Annotated in this window: 19 protein-coding genes and 1 pseudogene; 9 read left to right on the top strand and 11 right to left on the bottom strand. The window is 49.7% G+C overall.

From position 1 onward, the window contains the following. Positions 1-200: 200 nt before the first annotated feature. The gene (locus tag LIX00_RS24895; RefSeq protein ID WP_227357633.1) at positions 201-815 is read right to left on the bottom strand and encodes a response regulator transcription factor; all 615 of its coding nucleotides are present in this window, start codon (positions 813-815) and stop codon (positions 201-203) included. A 918-nt stretch (positions 816-1,733) separates the two neighbouring features. Here LIX00_RS24895 and LIX00_RS24900 point away from each other — a divergent pair. Both LIX00_RS24900 and LIX00_RS24905 read left to right on the top strand, forming a co-directional pair. Continuing rightward, positions 1,734-2,726, top strand: coding sequence for a helix-turn-helix transcriptional regulator (locus LIX00_RS24900; protein WP_227357634.1), 993 nt, complete (start codon positions 1,734-1,736; stop codon positions 2,724-2,726). 430 nt (positions 2,727-3,156) lie between these two features. Next, positions 3,157-3,753 (top strand): DUF7344 domain-containing protein, encoded by a 597-nt coding sequence (locus LIX00_RS24905; protein ID WP_227357635.1) that lies wholly within the window; start codon positions 3,157-3,159, stop codon positions 3,751-3,753. Positions 3,754-3,820: 67 nt separating this feature from the next. Here LIX00_RS24905 and LIX00_RS24910 read toward each other — a convergent pair whose 3' ends face one another. Continuing rightward, positions 3,821-4,048, bottom strand: coding sequence for a UPF0058 family protein (locus LIX00_RS24910; RefSeq protein ID WP_227357636.1), 228 nt, complete (start codon positions 4,046-4,048; stop codon positions 3,821-3,823). A 204-nt stretch (positions 4,049-4,252) separates the two neighbouring features. On the opposite strand from LIX00_RS24910, the gene LIX00_RS24915 reads away from it, so the two are divergent. The 4 genes from LIX00_RS24915 to LIX00_RS24930 all read left to right on the top strand — a co-directional run bounded on the left by LIX00_RS24915 (position 4,253) and on the right by LIX00_RS24930 (position 7,598). Further along, on the top strand, positions 4,253-4,552 hold the full coding sequence (locus LIX00_RS24915) for a PadR family transcriptional regulator (protein WP_227357637.1): 300 nt from the start codon (positions 4,253-4,255) through the stop codon (positions 4,550-4,552). Between the two features lie 398 nt (positions 4,553-4,950). Then, a complete protein-coding gene (locus LIX00_RS24920; protein ID WP_227357638.1) occupies positions 4,951-5,907 on the top strand; it encodes a transcription initiation factor IIB in 957 nt (318 codons plus the stop codon). 456 nt (positions 5,908-6,363) lie between these two features. After that, positions 6,364-6,720 carry a PadR family transcriptional regulator gene (locus tag LIX00_RS24925; RefSeq protein WP_227357639.1) on the top strand — a complete coding sequence of 119 codons (357 nt, stop codon included), beginning with the start codon at positions 6,364-6,366 and terminating at the stop codon, positions 6,718-6,720. A 641-nt stretch (positions 6,721-7,361) separates the two neighbouring features. After that, positions 7,362-7,598 carry a UPF0058 family protein gene (locus tag LIX00_RS24930; RefSeq protein ID WP_227357640.1) on the top strand — a complete coding sequence of 79 codons (237 nt, stop codon included), beginning with the start codon at positions 7,362-7,364 and terminating at the stop codon, positions 7,596-7,598. A 200-nt stretch (positions 7,599-7,798) separates the two neighbouring features. On the opposite strand, the pseudogene LIX00_RS24935 reads toward LIX00_RS24930, so the two are convergent. Next, positions 7,799-8,864 (bottom strand): annotated as a pseudogene (locus LIX00_RS24935) (RNA-guided endonuclease InsQ/TnpB family protein); the annotation flags it as partial. Between the two features lie 1,038 nt (positions 8,865-9,902). Then, positions 9,903-10,610, bottom strand: a complete 708-nt coding sequence (locus LIX00_RS24940) for a class I SAM-dependent methyltransferase (RefSeq protein WP_227357641.1) — start codon at positions 10,608-10,610, stop codon at positions 9,903-9,905. A gap of 230 nt (positions 10,611-10,840) precedes the next feature. Between LIX00_RS24940 and LIX00_RS24945 the strand changes: the two genes are divergently transcribed. Next, positions 10,841-11,158, top strand: a complete 318-nt coding sequence (locus LIX00_RS24945) for a hypothetical protein (RefSeq protein ID WP_227357642.1) — start codon at positions 10,841-10,843, stop codon at positions 11,156-11,158. Positions 11,159-12,321: 1,163 nt separating this feature from the next. After that, complete coding sequence (locus LIX00_RS24950) at positions 12,322-12,624, top strand: DUF5789 family protein (RefSeq protein WP_227357643.1); 303 nt, start codon at positions 12,322-12,324, stop codon at positions 12,622-12,624. A gap of 246 nt (positions 12,625-12,870) precedes the next feature. Here the strand turns inward: LIX00_RS24950 and LIX00_RS24955 are convergent, their stop codons facing one another. The 4 genes from LIX00_RS24955 to LIX00_RS24970 form a co-directional block, all read right to left on the bottom strand. Beyond that, positions 12,871-13,851, bottom strand: a complete 981-nt coding sequence (locus LIX00_RS24955) for a DUF7972 family membrane protein (protein WP_227357669.1) — start codon at positions 13,849-13,851, stop codon at positions 12,871-12,873. A 41-nt stretch (positions 13,852-13,892) separates the two neighbouring features. Continuing rightward, positions 13,893-14,117 (bottom strand): Sp36 family protein, encoded by a 225-nt coding sequence (sp36, locus tag LIX00_RS24960; RefSeq protein ID WP_227357644.1) that lies wholly within the window; start codon positions 14,115-14,117, stop codon positions 13,893-13,895. Positions 14,118-14,449: 332 nt separating this feature from the next. Next, positions 14,450-14,965, bottom strand: coding sequence for a hypothetical protein (locus tag LIX00_RS24965; protein WP_227357645.1), 516 nt, complete (start codon positions 14,963-14,965; stop codon positions 14,450-14,452). A 294-nt stretch (positions 14,966-15,259) separates the two neighbouring features. Then, on the bottom strand, positions 15,260-15,454 hold the full coding sequence (locus tag LIX00_RS24970; protein ID WP_227357646.1) for a cold-shock protein: 195 nt from the start codon (positions 15,452-15,454) through the stop codon (positions 15,260-15,262). A gap of 104 nt (positions 15,455-15,558) precedes the next feature. On the opposite strand from LIX00_RS24970, the gene LIX00_RS24975 reads away from it, so the two are divergent. Next, positions 15,559-15,987, top strand: coding sequence for a DUF7539 family protein (locus tag LIX00_RS24975; RefSeq protein ID WP_227357647.1), 429 nt, complete (start codon positions 15,559-15,561; stop codon positions 15,985-15,987). Positions 15,988-16,035: 48 nt separating this feature from the next. On the opposite strand, the gene LIX00_RS24980 is transcribed toward LIX00_RS24975, so the two are convergent. The 3 genes from LIX00_RS24980 to LIX00_RS24990 form a co-directional block, all read right to left on the bottom strand. Then, positions 16,036-17,052 carry an alcohol dehydrogenase gene (locus LIX00_RS24980; protein WP_438267130.1) on the bottom strand — a complete coding sequence of 339 codons (1,017 nt, stop codon included), beginning with the start codon at positions 17,050-17,052 and terminating at the stop codon, positions 16,036-16,038. Positions 17,053-18,192: 1,140 nt separating this feature from the next. Beyond that, positions 18,193-18,924 (bottom strand): helix-turn-helix domain-containing protein, encoded by a 732-nt coding sequence (locus LIX00_RS24985; RefSeq protein ID WP_227357648.1) that lies wholly within the window; start codon positions 18,922-18,924, stop codon positions 18,193-18,195. 95 nt (positions 18,925-19,019) lie between these two features. Next, a complete protein-coding gene (locus tag LIX00_RS24990) occupies positions 19,020-19,343 on the bottom strand; it encodes a rhodanese-like domain-containing protein (RefSeq protein WP_227357649.1) in 324 nt (107 codons plus the stop codon). Positions 19,344-19,410: the final 67 nt, after the last annotated feature.

Genomic DNA, 19,410 nt, shown 5'->3' on the forward strand with positions numbered 1-19,410 from the left:
TTTGTGGTTCTGGGGTCACTGTGAAGGGAAAAGCTTTGCTCTGCAACGAGTCCACTAGACACAATCTTATCCAGTTCGTGGACGCCGGCCGAAATGCACGCAAGCGGACTCATCATACCTGTCTTTCTCATGCCGAGTTTACGAGCGCAACTCATAGCCCTATCGTATAATTGGACACGAACCGTACTGGGGGAGAGAAATTACGTCCCCGTTTCGTCATCCGTTGACGACTGGATCAGCTTCGATCTGGCTGTGTTCCGGTTGTGGAACTCCGCACGCAAGTCCTCGTTGTCAAGATCCATCGCCACGGCGGACAGCTCTTCCCGAAGGGACGCTAACTCCGTTTCAAGAGCGTTATACTCTTCGTTTTCCTTGAGTTCTTCCGAGTCCTTTCGCTCTTCCAAGGCCGCCTTCTTAGACGAGAGTGCGAGCAGTTTCTGCACCTGTGAATCGTAGGACGAACGGGCTTCGAGCGTCGAGACAATATTCTGAAGCTCTTCTGGGTCAGAAACCGGCTTACAGATGTACGCGTCGAAGCCAAGTTCGAGTATATCGAAATCCGGTTCGACCGCGGTCACCATTGCAACCCGGCAATTGAGTTCTCGCTCGCGAATCTCATCCAATACCTCTCGACCAGATAGGTCGGGCATACGTCTATCAAGAAGAACGATATCGACGGATTCGTCTATCTTCTCAAGTGCCTCCGTTCCGCTATACGCAGTTTGGATTTCATAGGAATCCTCGAGCCACCGCGCATGTAAATCCGTAATCGCATGTTCGTCATCGACGATGAGAACGGTGGACTCGTTAAACATTGTCTATATCCCAGTTCATCATCCCTGCCATATCAAATGTATCGGTTTGCTTCATTCATTGGTGGTTCTTCCGAATTTGCCTTGCGAAGAGCTCTTTCACGGACAATAACGGCCTTTGTGCGATAACTAATCGATGAATATGATCGTTTTTATTAAAAACGTTTCGGCACATTGGTCGATTTTGTGATGTATAGGACGGGTCGGTTCAGTATTACCAATACGATCGGCGGAATACACTTAAAATTGATAAGTACTTTAAATATTTATTCTCTCTGCGCTTTACTCCGATTCAACGCCTGTGGAGACTGTGCTCCCTACGGACACGGTTGTGTCTGCAAAGCGCGTCATCGAAACAGGAAGCCCGTCCGCAGCGAGGCCGTTAGGCCGAGCAGGGCGGGGTAGTTCACTGGGTGCTTGCTTTTGCAAGGCAATGCTTTTTCTTACCTAAGTAGAAATAAACGGTAGAAATGGCCACACATTTGGCTTCCCCGGAAACTAACGGATGGCTTCAAATGGACATGGGCTGTGGATTACCCAGGTGAAGTATGAGTAAAGCTACCAAGGTGGAAAATAATAACACAGCCGTGTTTCGCGATGACGCCTCGCGAATTAAGGTTCACAACGATTAACAGCAGAACTGGAACGACGAAGGTAGATAAACTCAAAATGAAGACTGATGACTACACTATTACGGGTTCATTTCTTCCTCTATTGAGGGCATCTCAATTAGGAACAAGTAATAATCCAGATCGAATAATGTCGTCTAGTATTAATACCGAAATAAAGATATGAATAGTGCTCTTAAATCAGTATATTCGGACAAAAGGTGAGTTCCAAATGAATAGCGGAAATTCGGAAGAAGATCTCCGAGGGGCGTCGACCGTGTTAGTACTCGCACCGCTAACGCCAGACGGCAACATGGCACATATGGAACTCGTTGGTTCGACACCGCCGGAGGAGATGAGCCTTGCAGCCGTTACGTATACTCAACCACCTGATCAGTGGCTCGAAGACTGGCAAACGAACCTTAGAAGGCTCCCGCAGGAGACACAGTTCATCCACGCAAGTGGTATGGCTCAACCTGGTATGTACGAAGAGCAGATGCCAGACAACGTCACAACGGTGACTGTTGATCCAGCAGATCCAATGGAGATCATCGTACCATTGAGCAGTCATTTAGAGAAGTGGACTACTACCGAAACGCAACCAATAGTCTCGATACAAACGCTAACTGTTCTCCTTGAATACGTCGATTTCGACACTGCATTCCGATATCTCCATATTCTCACCCATCGAATACAAGCCGCCGATGCGGTTGGCTATTTCCAGATGGATCCCGATATCCACGACCCAGAAACGATTAATACACTCAAAACGCTATTTGACGTTATCGTCGAAATTTCCGAAGAGGGTGTTGAGTGGACGACTTCACCAGCATACGCACCGAGTCAAGAGACAAACGAAGCTGATGAAACAGGTGCATCCGAGGAAGATGTGAATGCACACGATGGCCCACTATCGTCAATTCGGTCAATGGTATCTGGGTTTTTCGACCGCTCAGTGGACGATCATGAAGTGAGAGCGGAGTCCGTACCTAATTCTAGTACCTCTGTTGACCACCAAACGGATGAAGGAACAGAGTCAATCGAAAAATCTCCCGTCGGAAATCTCGCTGATGAAGAAATGCTCACCGACGAAGAACGTATTAAATCACTCCTTCTCAAGTATGGAGGTCGGATGAAACAGTCAGATATTACGGCGGAAACTTCATGGTCAAAATCGACCGTTAGCAGAAAACTCTCGAAGATGGAAGAAAATGATGAGATCACACGTGTACAAGTTGGTCGCGGAAATCTTGTATTCTTAAATGGGACTGAACCAGAAGCCACAAAGTCCCAATTTGAAGCATAAACCCATTCCTCATCTGTTTACCATTTCATCGTTTCTTTCTAAAAGAATCTCTACTTCATCGTGGGTTACAGGCAGTCGCAAAACGTGAGAGGAAGCAAGTCATGAGCGCTACTACTCTCACGGCCGGATATTAGTACCGTGCCTCCGCGCTAGGCAATCCTATCTTTATGCCTTACTCTTAATTACTATGTTGTGGTTAATCGCCTAAACCCGTTAGAAACCTCAAACTCTGGAGAAAAAAGATAGTTCTGCTATTCTTTCCCTTTATACCTCCATCAAAAGCGGTTATGAATCGCGTAAACTCCTACTCAAAAGCCAGGGTGTTTTTATCCTTATAGGGTCAATAAGCGGTCCACATTCAGTAAATTTGATTTCGATAAAAGAAGACCGCAATAGACTTATACTTACTGAGCGGCTAATTCTATTAGTCATGAGCGCTGTAGAGGATCAATATAACGATGTTGAGAAGGCTGTTACAACAGACGACAAAGAAGAGGAGAGTATCGACCACGAACTCTCAAAAGACAAGATATTCCACCTTCTTCAGACACCACGTCGACGAGGTGTCCTTCGTTATTTAAAGGAGAATGATGGACCCGTTGAGATGCGGGATCTTGCCGAGCAGGTAGCAGCCTGGGAGAACAATACAACCCTCCAAGCGCTTACTTCGGATGAACGCCAGCGTGTGTACATTGCGCTTTATCAATCACACCTCCCAAAACTCGACAAGGAGGGTATAATCAGGTACGATCAGAATCGCGGTACCGTTGTGCGCACAGAGCTTGCAAATCGACTTGATTGTTACCTTAACGTTTCTGCCACTGATTCCCCCGACTCTCATGACGAAGACAGCACAGCCACACGATGGGAGGTATATTATCTCGGCGCGTCGGTACTTGGTACCATCATCCTTGGAGGCTCTGAACTTGGTGTTCCTCTACTCGTAACGCTTCCTGCTGTTGCCATCGGTGGAGGTATTGTTGCTCTATTCCTTTTAGTAACGCTCGCCCAGTTTTTCTTCCATTAAATCTATCGATTAATATATTAGAATAGCGCAGAATTGCCCAATGAGCGACTCTCCTTGTGGTCAATTGTTAGCTTGGTGTAGGGGTAGGTATCTCTTCTTCCATCTCTTCTGTAAGTTTTTCTGAGAGCTTGAATACTGCCTCTTGGTGGTCAGTTTTGGAGCGATGAATTGATGTAGGGTAAACTCCTGTTGCTTCATAATCGGTACAGTCGAGCGCTCGGTCGTTTTGCATCTCATAGCGTGTTTTGATCTCTACGAGTAGTCCATGGAGGTGGATCAGTTCTTGCTTCTTCATATGGGTGATTAGGCTGCTCTATGATTATATTTTCTTGGGCCAGTTTCTTTCTGCTTCGGCTATAAATGTTATACGAAAATCAAATTCTGCATTCGTAATGGAGAGTACAATAGATTCTAGACAAATAATATGCTGGGTTCAATCAGAATGATAACATTATAATACACTTAACTAATACCATGTAGACATAACATAGTGACGGATATGTACGACCTAACCGGATTCCAACGAGATCTGTTGTATGTCATCAACGGATTGGACGAACCGCATGGCCTTGCCATTAAAGAAGAACTAGAGGATTATTACGAAAAAGACATTCACCACGGTCGTCTCTATCCCAATCTCGATACACTCGTCGACAAAGGACTAGTCGAAAAAGGGCAAGTGGATCGTCGGACTAACTACTACACACTCACTCGTCGCGGACAGCGTGAGATTGAGGCGCGACATGAGTGGGAGGCACAGTACGTCGACGAAAAAGAACCTGTTGAAGTCACTGACTGATTCCGTTCTGGTTTCAACAGAACACCCAAGTTTTCTTTAAAATACGCAACCTGCCCTTTTAGTGGGTATTTCCGTTCTATCCATTCATTTCATGAACTTGAAAACGAATAGAAACCGCTAAGTTGATTGAAGTAACACGATATTGAATGATTGTTCTTAATGTATTAAACTATGATGGGATATGAATGAGACCGGAACTAGATCTAGTTAGAACTCCATCAGGCCAAGATCTCTCTGTCCTTTTAATCCTATAATTACTATCCATAATGCAATAACTACGTATATGGAATACGCAGACTGCTTTGACTTCTTTGCTTTTTTATCCTGATACCGACTATAGTTCGAAACGTGTCTTTCCATCCGGGGGTTTAAATGTTTCCTGTGAGTATAGAGCATTGATGAAACGGTCCACTCGCCAACGGGAGCGCCGTGCGGAGCAAACCAAAACTGAGGAGGAGGCAGTACAGGGGTGTCCCGAGTGTGGGTCGGAAAACCTCGTGAACAGTGCAGACCAATCAGAGCTGGTCTGTGACGACTGTGGACTGGTGGTTGAAGAAGACAATGTAGACCGCGGACCAGAGTGGCGCGCATTCAACCACAGTGAGCGACAGAGCAAATCACGCGTGGGTGCGCCAACCACACAAACAATGCACGATAAGGGGTTGACGACCACTATTGACTGGAAGAATCAAGACGCATACGGTCGCTCGCTCTCGTCGGAAAAGCGGAGCCAGATGCATCGGTTGCGAAAGTGGCAGGAGCGCATCCGAACGAAAGACGCGGGCGAGCGGAACTTACAGTTTGCCCTCTCTGAAATCGACCGGATGGCTTCTGCACTTGGTGTTCCCCGATCGGTTCGCGAAGTAGCATCGGTCATCTATCGTCGAGCACTCTCAGAAGACCTAATTCGAGGGCGCTCTATTGAGGGTGTTGCAACAAGCACGCTCTACGCTGCCTGTCGCCAAGAAGGCATTCCGCGGAGTCTCGAAGAAGTAGCGGAGGTGTCTCGGGTGAATCAAAAAGAGATTGGTCGAACGTACCGATATATATCGCAGGAGCTTGGCCTTGAGATGAAGCCTGTTGATCCTAAGCAGTATGTACCTCGATTCTGCTCTGACCTTAATGTTAGTGAGGAGGTGCAATCAAAGGCGAATGAAATAATCGATACCACAGCAGAACAAGGTCTACTCTCGGGTAAGTCACCGACAGGTTACGCAGCCGCCGCAATCTACGCTGCATCGCTTCTTTGTAATGAGAAGAAGACTCAACGCGAGGTTGCTGATGTAGCACAGGTGACCGAGGTCACCATCCGTAACCGATACCAAGAGCAAATTGAAGCGCTTGGAATTCACTGATACTTTAAGTACATCCTAGTTTTCACTGGGTTTTTCGAGACTATACAAGCGTATACTTCTCTAAGTTGGCGTCAGCTCACCAGGTAACTTAATGGACTTGCCGGCGGGTTTCTTACCGTTGTTCATAGCACCTCTCTACGCTATCAAGAGCAGAACGCCATAATCAATCATGACCTAATAAAAGGATTATACTGTGATTAAGAAGTAAATGGTGAGGAGATGTACTTTTCGTTTTCACCCGTTTTGTTCTTCAAACATTTAGCCCAGAAATACAGATGATCACTCTTATGTAAGAATGTATGATTGTTTACATCCTTCACGAATATTTCCCTCTTGTTCTCCTATTTTCTGCAACTCGGTTATGGCAGCTAGATAATATCTGTAACAAAAGCCGTAAAAATTGCTCAAATTAGGAAGTTTTATATCCTCTGTCAGTCCATGTCACAATAGACCCCCATGTCAGAGGCACAAACCATCACCGAAACGGAAACTGCTCGCGACTTAACTGCCTTCCAGCAAAACGTTCTACTGGTTCTTGCCGAGGAATCTCGGTATGGCCTTGCAGTAAAGCGTGAACTGGAAGATTACTATGATGAGGAAGTGAACCACGGTCGGTTGTACCCGAACTTGGACACTCTTATCGAACAAGGATTGGTTGAAAAAAGCGAACTCGATAAACGCACTAATGAATACGCGATCACCGATAAGGGGATCAATGTCCTCCTCGACACGTTCAATTGGCGGTTCAAGCAATTCATCACAAACAATGAGCGTGCGGAGAAGGTTCGTACGCTTCTAGAAAACCAGTCGTAATTAAGACCTTCTTTTTCGTGAAAGTGTGGTATAGCGGCATTCTCCTGAGTGTTTCACACGTTCATAGCAATGCTTTCTCCATCTAGGTCAATAATTTCGCACGCTCCATCTATAGCCGAATTGCAGGTAAGTACGCCCCCTTCCTCACGGAGCGATCGAAGCGAGCGAGTAGGGAGGGGATACAGCGCCGTCTTTGGTGTTCTCACACGCGCGATAGTAGGTGGAATTGAAGCCCTCAAGGCCTCCCACGCACTGGACAGCGCGGAACCATAAGCACGGGACAGGCCGAATCCACGCCTTCGGAGACTGCGACCACTGTGGATTCCCGGTGAATCTGCACGCCTTATTGGTGAACAAGGAAGCTCCCACCGCACGAAGCGAGGGATGAGTAACTCCGAGTGCGGTAGGACAGAGTAGTTTACGACTCTTGAATTCCTTATTTCTTACAGAGATGCGAAACAAATAGGGAAAATAATTATCTCCCATAATTGTTCTAATTATCATCTATCAAAAATGCCGTTTCTTCTTAATCAAGAAAGAAGACGTTGTATTACAGCAAAAGTATCGCTATAATAATCGGCCTGTTTGCGAATGTGTCTCAAGGAAAGGTTATGGGTTTAGGGTTTGAAGATCGTGCTACGATGAAGAAACAAGAACTCATTCACCTGCATGGACTTCTTTCAGAAGTACGTAACAAACTTAATCAAAAAAATAGTTCCCCAATTGATATACCTGCTTATGAAACTCAAGATACACGGCCAACATCTATTCACCATTCAAAAGAAGATCACCGTAAAGCAGTGCTCACGTTATGCGACGGTATCACAACAAACTTGATGGAAGAGAAAACTGAGTTTATCGTCTCACACGCGGACTAGATTTTTGTCAAAACCAATAAAATGGTATAGACACTAATATACGGATAGAGGATTTGACAGCTAGCATATCCTTGAGGATATCGAACAGCGAGGATTACAATATGTCGTGCCAAAGCTGATGCAGCCGAGTAAACTACCCTACTTCGCTCGGTCTGACGACCTCGCTCGTCGAGGGTAGGGCTTTCGCGTAGACTCCCGTTCTATGCCACCGTCCGCGGTAGCAAGCGGGGGACATACTCCCCACTCACGTTCAGCGTCCCGCGATTCAACGTCTACTGGTGCGCCTCCGTCGGCTGCATTTTGCCTCCGACGGAGATACCGGAATCCGATATTCTTCGCCGTGTTGTAATCCGCGTGGTTCTGATACCCGCATTTCAAGCACTCGAAGTGCTCGCCGTCGCGGTTGTCCTCATGAGTACAGCCGCACGTCGAACAGCGTTGAGACGTGTGGTTCGGTGGGACTTGTACGGCTTCGACGCCGTGCTCTGCCGCCTTGTACTCGACGTATTGGAATAACCGGCGGAACGCCCACACGTGTTGCCACGTCGCCTGCGGGATGTTCTCGCGGATATACGTTAGGTCCTCGAAGACAATGTGCGAACAGCCGTATTCGACGGCTTCCTCGATGAGTTCGTTCGCTACGCCGTGAAGATATATCTCGAACCGTCCGTACTCCTTACGTCCGACGCCTTCAATAGCTTCGTGTGCCGCTCGCGATCCTCGCTGTTGAAGTGAGCCACGGCGCTTCTCGTACTCTCGACGCCAGTGGTTGAGTTCATCGGCAGACCAAAACGTTCCGGTGGACGAAACGGCGATGTTGTTTACCCCGAGGTCCACACCGAGTACTGTTCTCTGCTTGGTGTCGGGTTCGGGGTCGTCGGCTTCGACCTTCCGCATAGACGCATGAAGGAACCACTCGCCATCTCGACGCTGTAGGTTCGCCATGCGGAACTCATACTCCTCGTCTTCAAGGTAGGTCCGTGGATGGCGGTCGGGGTCTTCGGGGAGGATGTAGTCGCACTCGACGCGCCCGTTGACGGTCGAAAGGGAGACATGGTCGTAGTGGAACGTCGCGCTTCGTTTGTCGTAGACCGCGCCATCGGCGGAAAAGTAGGGTTGCGACGTTCGTTCACCGCGCTTCAGCCTCACTACACCGCTCTTGACGGCTTCGACCGCTCGCCGAACTCCCTTTTGTACGAGGTTCGCGGTAAGGTCGGTTTCGTCCCGTAGTTGGTCGTACAAGGCACGTTCTGCTTTGGCCTTCGATTTCGTGTCTATCCATCATCTGTGTTTAGACCAAGTTTCAACATAAAGGTGGTAGTGGGCCTGTGGGCCGAGCGTCGAACGTGTTTGAGAACCGTGCGGCGCTGTATCCCCTCCCTACTCGCTCGCATCGGTCGCTCGTTGAGGAAGAGGCCTTAGCGCCTCAATTCAGGTAATCCACCATAGGAGGTACAGTAGATATCAAAGCGGATTCGTTTCTGGGTGATCCGCTGCTTTGATCAAATAAACATCAAACTATATTGGAGTATGATTGCTAATCAGAATTAGCTTTTGAACTCCAGTGTGAAGTGGTTGCAGGTCGGTGGATCAGTCGAAATCGTGCATTACAGACTCTCTATACCAGCTGTAGTCTCCTTTTCCAAAGGGGTCGGATTTGATATAGCACTATTCAATTTATACTATCGGCTATTTGGCTTCTAGCCTCTCTACCGTTCGAATACGGCAATTGCTTGCATAAGCCATCTACTTCCGCATAGATCGATAAGCGGAAGTGCACCCACCCCGGGACCCCCGAAGCAATCTATGCGCAACGCTTTCTCACCCTGAATCAGAGGGAATTGTAACGAACGGCTCGCACGCTATCGGTGCTCGAAGGTGGTCACACAGCCTGAGAACTACAGTTGCGGCGACTGCGGCGGATTGCTCCGTGTCAAGGGCGCCACCGAATGACGCGCAACTACCGCTGTCCGCGCTGTCTGCAGGTTATTGGGACGATGACGGTGGGTGGTTCGTCGTGGGTCCATCTGCGTCCGTGCGGGCACCGTCTTGTTACTCCTGATGCCGTGCTTGCAATGGGCGATCTGCACCCACCCCGCCCTGATATGTGGGTGACGGATTTCCTTGCTGCATCTCACTGACTCCTGCGAACGCTTTCGGCCCTCATTTGTTCTTTTCAAGCGGCAGAGGGGCGTGCTCTAGTTAGTATAATATACTAACTTCTGTGTATCCACCTTGGCTTTGGCAGGCGACTGTTTGCAGCGGTTTCGAGCGGAGGTTCGTGTATGTCTACTCTTTCTCTACTCAGCGTTTCGTGAGAACTGCCCGATAGTAGTGTCCATTCTCACCCCGACGAATCTCAGCTACATCCCATCCGGTTCCAACCACGGCATCACGTAATCGACTTGGGCTTACTAACCGAAGTAACAGCGGTTCGCTCACATCGCCTTCGTATTCGAAGTGGTAGATGCGAAAGCCGAGCCCTGGTGCTGGATCAGCACGATAGCCAAAGAACTTGGGAGCGTGCTCATGATCTGGGTCGTTGCCGTCAATGATCGCTGTGGCATCGTCTGTTGTGACGTAGGAGAGATCGCCGAGAAACTGCCGAAGACCTCCTCTCGACCTAGCGGCTCTAACCTGCGTCCCGTGGGCGAACGCCGAGCGAAACCGGTTTTGTCCAAATGATTCTCGCAGGGCGAACATATCGGCCTGCCGTGCATCGTTCACACCCTGATCTCGTAACGTCACCACAAGATGCTCACTAATCTCGATTGCAACGGTCTCAAAGCGCTTTTGGAAATACAGTGAGTGCTGACCGACTCCAGCGCCCATATCGAGTAAGGGGCCTGCAAGCCATATGTCGTGCCAGTCATCCGTTGGCTCGAATCCGCCAAAATAATACTCTCCGATTGGATGTTCGCGTGTTTCACCGCCACAGCGTTCGATGAGTGGTTCGGTTTGCTGGTCGAGATAGTAGTCGCGAATTGCACGACTGTATGGATCAGAGTCCATCACAGTGTGTCACAGACCATCATTTGTAATAAATTTATAATGAGTGGTGGTACCAACCAGCGAAGATCCATCATACAATGATCCACAGAGTGAGCTTGCGATTGACCTAGAAGAGACGCAAGATGACGACACTGAGCGGCTTGCTAAGCGGATGTTTGACGATTGACCCTGAACCTGTTTTTTCTTTTGATTGTCGAAACAGGTTAGTCGAAGATCCACCTGTACTATCTATGGTTGATCCACCACGAGTCATACTGACCGTGGAAGAGAGTTATTCCACTGATCCAAAGTGTGGATACGTCCGAATTCATCAGAAGGCTATCGACACACTTGAACTCAGAGCTGGTGATGCCATTACGGTTAAGCCCGAAGATCAGCAACCGCGCTCTGGGTTCGCGATTCGTCGACTCCCATGGTTCAAAGAGGGAATCATCTGTATTCCAGAAGCCATTCGAGATCGACTGAATGTCTCGGTGGGTGATACGGTCACTGTTGCTCATGAAAAGTATAGTCTTACTCCAGAAAGTCTCGATGACGAGATTCTATAACGGTGGTATTCACCTTTTGATAGCCTGTTTTACTAGCAATGAATAATCGAAGTTTCGGTCAAACGCAGGAATAGTACGAAGCGATGTACAATCTACGCTGAAGAACGAACGTGGGTGGATAGGAGTGAAAACGGGCTCGTAGTATTTCACTCAAAATGAGGAGTATTCACTTCTGCTGAAATCTATAATCGGCAGTGCAACCACCCAGGGGCCCCGAATCGATCTGTGCGGAATTCGTGGTGCGAATCTTACACCGGTAGCATTTCTATCAAGAGGATATTTTACCATCTTATGAACACGCGAGTATGGCGAAGACGACTTAACGGGTGGGGACTCCTATTAGTCGGCGGCGTGGGAACGGTGTACTCAGTTAGTCAGTGGGGCTTAGATACACCGGTTATGACTGCGCTTTTCGGAATTTTTGCACTCAGTGGTGCTTTTACGGTTGGTGGACGGGAGAACGTCTATTACTATCTCCTCCCAGTTATGGGCGTACTTACATTTATCAAAACAGTTGGATACTATTTGATTTATGGGATTACGATGGTGACACTCGCGTTTCTCCTCCTCGGTACCGCGATTGTCGCTGTAGGAGTCCAAGCGTATCGGAAGTCGCAGCAAGACACTGATGCGGAGACATAAATAAGTGATATCAAAATTTTGTATTATCGTTCTTTTTCCTGTCCAACACATCCTCTTTATCCAGCATGACGCGATCTTTTATCGCCTTAGTCCATAACCGACAGTGGAATCCCCTGATCACCTTTGATCGAATTTCTGGCCAGTTCGTGGCACATATTAGCGTGCCCACTGCCGTTGAGTTCGATGATCAAAGTCGGCTACTCCGCATAATCGGTGAAAAAGTAGTCTATGTTCTGGGATTTCGGCGTGTTTCAAGCTGCGTGATTGGTTTGATAACCAAACTAGAACGTGTGACGGCAGCAAGGTCGATTTCTCAGAATCGGTGATTTTGGGTGATTTACTTCTTGTGGGCATAGTAAGCGGAAGTGGATCACCCTCGGTACCTCCATTTCGATCTGTGCGGAGTTCGTGGCGCGTATGCATCGATTTCAGGTGGGTCTGTGAAGGTGGTTGTTGTCCTGGAGGTGGTCATTTCGATGAGCGACCCAACCGTTATCCGAATCGGTCTCCTACTATAAGGTATGACAGATGACGAAGAGCGACACCAGTCAGAGCGAGAGGTAGAGGAGGTACGTAACCGTGCCGGTGAAGACGAACAGAAGCACGGCGACCCTAGTGCACAGCTTGGTGACCTTGATGAAGCACTCGAAACCCACGACTATCCAACCACGACGGATGAATTGGTCGAGGCCTATGGCGGCTATGAAATTGAAACGCAGGGTGGGACGGAATCCCTCGAGGAAGTGCTCGCTTCTACTGATAACCAAACGTACGACTCCGCTAATGATGTTCGAAGCCGGATACTAGGGCTAATACATCGCTAGTACAGACAGCTCAACTCCTCTGTCTCGCTAGTCGGGATTCTCTGGATCTGAGACGTTTCTCCTCTGAGTAGACAATATGGTCTTTGAAAACTGTCCCTAACAGTATCCATATGATGAGTGCCGACGAGTAAGAGGAGTTCAGTGAGGGGGACACTCGAGAACCCTAAAAGAGACATCGTCGCGGCTGACAGATCGTTCATCTCCAAACGACCTGACTGATACACTCTTCTGGGGAATCTACTATCCCTACCGTTGTGAGTCACGGAGGATGAGCGGTTCGATTGCGAGCGTCCGCTTGGCGACCGTCACAATCCGCAGGACGTAGGCCGCAAATATTAGAAATGGGAGAAGCGTAATCGTGAACGCTACACCGATCGTCCACGTCATATTTGCCACGCCAAGCGTGCTCCCAGGAAACGTGCCTCCGTCAACGACCGTGAGCATGATTCCAGCGACGACCAACGCTGGAATTGCTGCATAGAGAATCATCTGTGAGAGCGTGACAAGCTCCCATTCGAAGTACAGTGTCTTGATGTGTTCACGAGCTGGGCCGAACAGACTGAGCGAAGTCTTCAAATCGTCCAGAAGGGCGGTCTCATTGTCGCCGAGACTGTCTTCGTATTCGTTGGCGATTCGTTCGACTTGGAAGATTTTCCAGCTATAGTTGAAGTTAAGCGCGGCGAACAGTACATCAAAGGTTCCGAACGATGCCCCGTCAAGTTGATCGTGAACCGTTTCGGCATTGCCGATGAGACTGTCGGTGAATTCGTCAACCTCTTCGCGGAGCTGGTCATTGTTACTTTCCGATAGGCCGTCGCGGAGCACTTTGGCCCGTTGTTCGGCGGTGTCGATGATTTCGCTAAGAAACGCTGACGGATCTGCCGGACTAGGCGATCCAATTAATTCCTCAGTATAATCCCGGAAGTCCATCGAGTTCTCCATTCGTTCACGTTGCTCGCCAAGCGGGCCGTTCTCTTGAGAGAGGACCAGCTGGCCGATGGTGATGACGATTGTGGTGCCGGTGATGATTGCTCCGATCATCGTCGAGAACATCGTCTCAATTGTGTCACCAGCCCTGAGTTGTGGTTGCAAGGGTTGTGGAAGGGAGGTGACCGCCACAACAAACACCACGAACACAGCCAGTGCCAAGACGGCAGTAACCTGAAGCCGGTTCGAAGCGAGGAGCAGCCAAATTTTGAGTCGGCTCTCGCCCGCTCGCTCACGCATCGTGTTAGCCGTACTGATGTCGGAAGTCTCCGTACTCTCGCTCACAGCGGGTCACCCTCATCGATACTTGCACCTGCCTCGACAGGGCGTTTGAACACGAGGAATTTTGTTCCGCCCCCCGTATAGTCGATCGTTTCAATGAGTTCCCAGCCGTCCTTCCCGTGAGCATTCAACTCGGCTTGGGGGTCTTCCGCCTCTTTTTTGCTTTCGCCTCGGTGTGGTCTAAGTGTCTTATACTCCCAGTGACTTGATTGTGGTTGACTCATTTACGTTTGGATGGACGCACCTCCCGGCCCTAAGAATGGTGGTAGCACCAGTTAGTCCGTCTGACCGATCCATGCACTGTTTCAGCAGGTGATTTATCAGCTACTGATTCAGTGGCTCTGTAGTTTCGCTAGGCGGAGGTCGATTTGGTGTATTTTGGCCAGTATATCTCCACATTGATTGCGTGATTTTTAGCCTTGTCCAGCGGTTCCCTGGTTGGATTTCAGAAAAACCGAGAGACGGCAATCGATTCGTGACATATATCTCTCTACTGACTGTTTAAGAGTGATTTCTCGCTAATTGTAGCACCGTCTAGCGAAACTACAGAGTCGATTCAGTCACTCCGCTGAACAGCCGCTATGAGTTGGCTCTTCGGAAGCCACTCGTCGGAGAGAATGGAGGCATCGTCTCGGTTTTCAAACTCTCGACGTTTTTCACGAAGACGATTTTCCAGCCCTTCGCGGCGGTCGTCATCTGCCCCAGTGTTTTCTATGCCGCGTTTGAGAGAGTGTATCCCGTGTGCGAGCCGCATGAGCGGACGAGCTGGCGCAGAATTCTCGAAAAGAATCGCATCCTCGGTTTCCCGGGTGACGTGTCCAACGAACGTTGTCGGTGTAGATCTATCCATGACACGGACCTTCTTTTCAGCCAACCACTCCGGGATCTGGACGAACAGATCGTTTTCGCTGAGGAGACCTAACAATTGCCACAGTTGACGAGTATCTTGTTCGTTGAGTAGCCCCCGTTCTCGGGCTTCGTTAAGGGATACACTGTAGTCATTGAGAGTCTCTGAGTGCCGCTCACGAGCGAATGATTCGTAGTCGGTGTGGTCGGTAATCAGATCCGTCACTGTTCCTCACGGTAGCTTAGTTTCCCATCATCTATCTCTTCCGAGACTATGTCGTCCACTCCCTGATAGACGATCGTCGCCATGAACTACAGTTGGCGGGCCACGTCCATAACATGGTAGGTGATGGGTTCTGGACGAACACACGTCTCCGAGGGCGAAAGAGTGATCCACGGCAACCACCAACCAGGATTCCTACACACCAGTCCCTTCGGACGAGTATAGATACCGCTCTAACAACGGTAGTCTGAAAAATGAATCCGTACCGTCCGTCACAGTGCAGTGACTGTGAGTAACTCAGGCGCGGACGACGTTCGTCGCGCGCGGACCCTTGGGTGCCTGTTCGATATCGAACTCAATGTCCTGTCCTTCTTCGAGATCCGGGCCGCCCACGTCTTCCATGTGGAAGAAAACGTCGTCGTCCGCGTCCTCAGTCGAGATGAAACCGTAGCCGCCTGTATCGTTGAAGAAATCAACTTTACCGTTTGCCATTACAAACAATTGTACAACCGAATGATGTATAAGGGTTCCGAGAGTCACGGTACCGCGACCCGTGTTGTACGAACGTTGATTGGCCTTGCCATCCTACTAGGCGCATGGCCGAGTTTCCAGACGAGCGACAGCTCGTACTACGAGCGCGATCCCGCTTGGAACAATGGACGAATAGTGCCCGGACGGCGGCATATGCTGAACTGTTCGACGGTGACGAGCCAATCCTCACCGCGGACGAACTCCGACTCCTCGATGCCCTCGATTCTGAACTGGAACGACAGGGCGGCGATGGTGTCTGGGGAACCGACCAGTACGGAATCCACACGGCGGGAATCTCAAGTTCGGATACTTCACTCGGAGTGGTCTGTGTCTATCACCCACAGATCACCACAGACTCCGTCCTTCGTGGAGCAGACGAACTCGACGACGAGACCGAAGAACGGCTCAACGTCGCACTCTGGCAATACAGTGAGCGTGTCGCAACGCTCATCGAAGCAAAACTCGACGAGTTCGTCCGCCGGACGCAGGGCTAGCCGCGCATTCTCGTGGTTCTTTGGCTTCTATTCGTAATGGAATCAAGTTCAGGGTTCAATCACGGCTCGAAACCGAACCTCGCTTTCCATCATACGTTCATATGCTTCAGCGGCCTCCGTTAGGTCGAATACCTCCACCTCGGGCGTAATATCACGAAGTGCACTGAATTCTAACGTATCCTGTGAATCACGGGCATGACCGGAAGCCCAGCCACGGATCGTCCCACGATTTCCAACCAATGATGCTCCAGAGACATCAATAGGGTCGCCGGGGACACCAACAACGACGACTTCACCGTCCGTTCCCAAACCAGGGATGATAGAAGAGATTGCCGTCGCACTCGGTGCTGTAGCAAGGATCACCATTGCGCCACCAAGTTCAGAGAGTACTTCCGCAGCATCTTCTGCATTCGCGTCGATAAAATGATCAGCACCTAAATCGAATGCATACTCTTTTTTGTCTGTTCCGCGTGAAATTGCTACCGTCTCGAATCCTGCTTGATGAGCATACTGTACGCCAAGATGACCGAGGCCACCGATACCTTGTACGGCGACTAAATCACCTGGCTGAGCGTCGGTGTGTCGAAGGGCGTTGTAGGTCGTGATTCCAGCACACAGCAACGGTGCAGCATCAACTGGTTCGAGTTCGTCCGGTACTCGAGCGAGTGCCTCCGCGTTGATAGTAGCATATTCAGCGTATCCGCCATCGACCGTTATCCCATGGATGTCCTCATTTTCACATTGTTGAAACTCACCACGACGGCAAGCATCACAGACGAAGCAGTGACCGCCGTGCCAACCGGCACCGACACGGTCTCCTTCGGTCCACAGTTCTACAGCTGAACCAACGGAGTCCACACGTCCAACGATCTCATGCCCGGGGATTCGGGGGTAAGAAAGACCTGGGTAGCCACCCTCTTTCGCGTACGAGTCGCTATGGCAGACACCGCAGGCTTCGATCTCAACGCGAACCTCCGTGGCTTCCGGATTGGGGACTGTTCGGTCGACAAGTTCAAATGGTGCACCAGGTTCAGCTACCTCTATTGCGCGCATTGTGTCAGGCATAGCATCATAGCTATCGGGCGCACTGTCAATAAAGATAGCTTCAGCGGAAGGAGATGTTTTCAACACATCATTATGCGAATCAAACCCCATCCAGCGTTGGAAAAGGTGCTATGACCTCCCAGAACTTCCGGCTCTCGACAACGGTGTCACACTCCTCGAGACAGACGAGCGAGCGACCGGCGCATTACAGTCGCTCGTACTCGACCATTTGCTTCTCGGCGGTGGCTCGGCTATTTGGATAGACGTCCACGGTCATGGGACAACACAACTACTCTCGCGGATCACACCATCCATGCGCGTCCTTGATCACATCCGAATCGCACGTGCATTCACCGCATGGCAACACCAAAGTCTCTGCCAGGATCTTCCACCTGAACTCACTGACGACACTGCTCTAGTCGTCCTTCCGGCGTTCAATTGGTTCTATCGATCGGAGGATCTCCCGCGCGGCGACGATGAGCGAATGCTCTTAGCTGCTTTGAATCTCATCGGTGAAATTGTAGATTCCTTCGATGTCTCAGTGCTCGTGACTCAGCACACTGATGATGCGCTGACGGATCCGATCCAAGAATTATCGAAACAAGATCACTTATGTCAGTCTAATTCATGTCATTTCACCCCATTTCGAGATGGCTGATTGGTTCTATGACCGATACAGAACGTGTGACGGCAGCGAGGTCGATTTCCCAAAATCGGCGATTTGAGGCGATTGACTGCCGGTTGAGAGTATAAGCGGCAGTAGATCACCTCATGTTAATCAACGAGCAGGAGACATCGTCTGGGAGTACAAAGGCGTGGATTTGCCCTATTCTGCCGACCGATTGAGCGTTCCTGAAGAATCCGGGAAAACAGTTCCCGGATGGCAACTCGACAATCGGACATCGAACGCCGGTGACGTTGTCGGAACTATCCGCAGTTTCGAGGGGTGGGCCTCCTACGTCTTCCCCACGTGGATGAAGCTTCCTGAGTTACTAACGCTTGCTGCGAGCGGACTTGCGATCCTGGCGATAGTGGTTGACCTATCGATCTACGGTATTGCAACTCTGACTCAGTACCGAAACTAGTCTTTTTCTCACAATCCTCGATGAGTGGCCAGCTGAGCAAATTCATCCGGAATGACGGTACTGTATCATGATTGAGTCAATCTATTTTTGCGATTTCAGACGACAGCGACGATCGAGTACCCAGAATATCGGATACTTGTGTCTCGGTGAGGAGCCGGATGAACGGTTCAACGTTCATGAGGAGCTTGTTCTCGGCTTTCCGGAGATGCTCCTCGAACGTTGCCCGGGCGATGTTTGTCTGTTCAGCCAGCTCCTTCGTCGATGCATCTCGCGGTTGACTGTAGTACCCATTGTCCAAAGCCAGACGGAGAGCAGCGAGCTGCCTATCGGTAAGCCCAGCGAAGAGTCGATCGACAGAGAAGAGTGTGCTCTGAGGGAGCTGACGCTTCTCAATAGAGGTTTTTGAGAGGACGTCGATCTCACGAGATTCGTCTAGATCTTGTAAAACCCCCTGTATATCGCTCTCATCAAACCCAATCACCGTATAGTGTTCCCACCCTTGTCGATAGATGGTTGGTGGGGTGTACACACAGCTGTGGTTCTGAAACCGCTTGATAATGGAGTCCTCAATCGGACATTTACACGACTGTGCTACCACGTACAGCCCATCATCGTCGGTTGTACTGTGCAAGACGTCTCCGATGTGCTGAATTTCCTCAAGAAGATCCTCGGATGGTGCCGTTGTGCTTGACAGCTCTAAAACTTGGCAATCGTGGTGATGCCACTCACGGATTGTGACGTCCGGAAATCGCTCAGAGAACTCTCGGTATGGGCATTCGTGACGGATTTTAAATGAGGTCTCGTACATCGGTGTAGTGAAATACTGTCCGGTATCGTATATAGACTACCGGTTATAGCTGGTGTTGTCGGCGATAAAATCGTTGTACTAGCTAGGAAAGAGTGTTACTCTGAACTTTGGTTCCATCCTTCGAGTCCGTTTTCGAGCGCCTTTGCATCGTATCCTTGCTCGCGAAGCATGTTTGCAGTCTCCCCCGAGACATGGCCCGCATCGCAGACCGTGACAATTTCAGCATCGGCGGGAAGATCATCCAACAGTTTCAGTGCCTCGTCGACATTTCCAGACAGTAATGCTTCTCGAACGGGAAGATTCTCACTCCCTTCGATGCGCTCTTCTTCATAATCTTCTGGTGAGCGGATATCTACAATTCGAACATCAGCGTCGTTCTGAAGTCGGGTACGAAGTTCTTCGGGGCTAATTCCAGCCATCGCCAAGTACTACACAGGTGAGGTAATTAGAGGTGATGCCAGTTATAGCTGGCAGTGCTGATATAGC

The organism is Haladaptatus salinisoli, from assembly GCF_020614375.1.
GTDB lineage: Archaea > Halobacteriota > Halobacteria > Halobacteriales > Haladaptataceae > Haladaptatus > Haladaptatus salinisoli.

What these genes read in the sequence shown, in the direction of transcription:
- LIX00_RS24895 (WP_227357633.1), bottom strand. Translation starts at nt 815, where the DNA reads ATGTTTAACGAGTCCACCGTTCTCATCGTCGATGACGAACATGCGATT.
- LIX00_RS24900 (WP_227357634.1), top strand. Translation starts at nt 1,734, where the DNA reads ATGGCACATATGGAACTCGTTGGTTCGACACCGCCGGAGGAGATGAGC.
- LIX00_RS24905 (WP_227357635.1), top strand. Translation starts at nt 3,157, where the DNA reads ATGAGCGCTGTAGAGGATCAATATAACGATGTTGAGAAGGCTGTTACA.
- LIX00_RS24910 (WP_227357636.1), bottom strand. Translation starts at nt 4,048, where the DNA reads ATGAAGAAGCAAGAACTGATCCACCTCCATGGACTACTCGTAGAGATC.
- LIX00_RS24915 (WP_227357637.1), top strand. Translation starts at nt 4,253, where the DNA reads ATGTACGACCTAACCGGATTCCAACGAGATCTGTTGTATGTCATCAAC.
- LIX00_RS24920 (WP_227357638.1), top strand. Translation starts at nt 4,951, where the DNA reads ATGAAACGGTCCACTCGCCAACGGGAGCGCCGTGCGGAGCAAACCAAA.
- LIX00_RS24925 (WP_227357639.1), top strand. Translation starts at nt 6,364, where the DNA reads ATGTCAGAGGCACAAACCATCACCGAAACGGAAACTGCTCGCGACTTA.
- LIX00_RS24930 (WP_227357640.1), top strand. Translation starts at nt 7,362, where the DNA reads ATGAAGAAACAAGAACTCATTCACCTGCATGGACTTCTTTCAGAAGTA.
- LIX00_RS24940 (WP_227357641.1), bottom strand. Translation starts at nt 10,610, where the DNA reads ATGGACTCTGATCCATACAGTCGTGCAATTCGCGACTACTATCTCGAC.
- LIX00_RS24945 (WP_227357642.1), top strand. Translation starts at nt 10,841, where the DNA reads ATGGTTGATCCACCACGAGTCATACTGACCGTGGAAGAGAGTTATTCC.
- LIX00_RS24950 (WP_227357643.1), top strand. Translation starts at nt 12,322, where the DNA reads ATGACAGATGACGAAGAGCGACACCAGTCAGAGCGAGAGGTAGAGGAG.
- LIX00_RS24955 (WP_227357669.1), bottom strand. Translation starts at nt 13,851, where the DNA reads ATGCGTGAGCGAGCGGGCGAGAGCCGACTCAAAATTTGGCTGCTCCTC.
- sp36 (WP_227357644.1), bottom strand. Translation starts at nt 14,117, where the DNA reads ATGAGTCAACCACAATCAAGTCACTGGGAGTATAAGACACTTAGACCA.
- LIX00_RS24970 (WP_227357646.1), bottom strand. Translation starts at nt 15,454, where the DNA reads ATGGCAAACGGTAAAGTTGATTTCTTCAACGATACAGGCGGCTACGGT.
- LIX00_RS24975 (WP_227357647.1), top strand. Translation starts at nt 15,559, where the DNA reads ATGGCCGAGTTTCCAGACGAGCGACAGCTCGTACTACGAGCGCGATCC.
- LIX00_RS24980 (WP_438267130.1), bottom strand. Translation starts at nt 17,052, where the DNA reads ATGCCTGACACAATGCGCGCAATAGAGGTAGCTGAACCTGGTGCACCA.
- LIX00_RS24985 (WP_227357648.1), bottom strand. Translation starts at nt 18,924, where the DNA reads ATGTACGAGACCTCATTTAAAATCCGTCACGAATGCCCATACCGAGAG.
- LIX00_RS24990 (WP_227357649.1), bottom strand. Translation starts at nt 19,343, where the DNA reads ATGGCTGGAATTAGCCCCGAAGAACTTCGTACCCGACTTCAGAACGAC.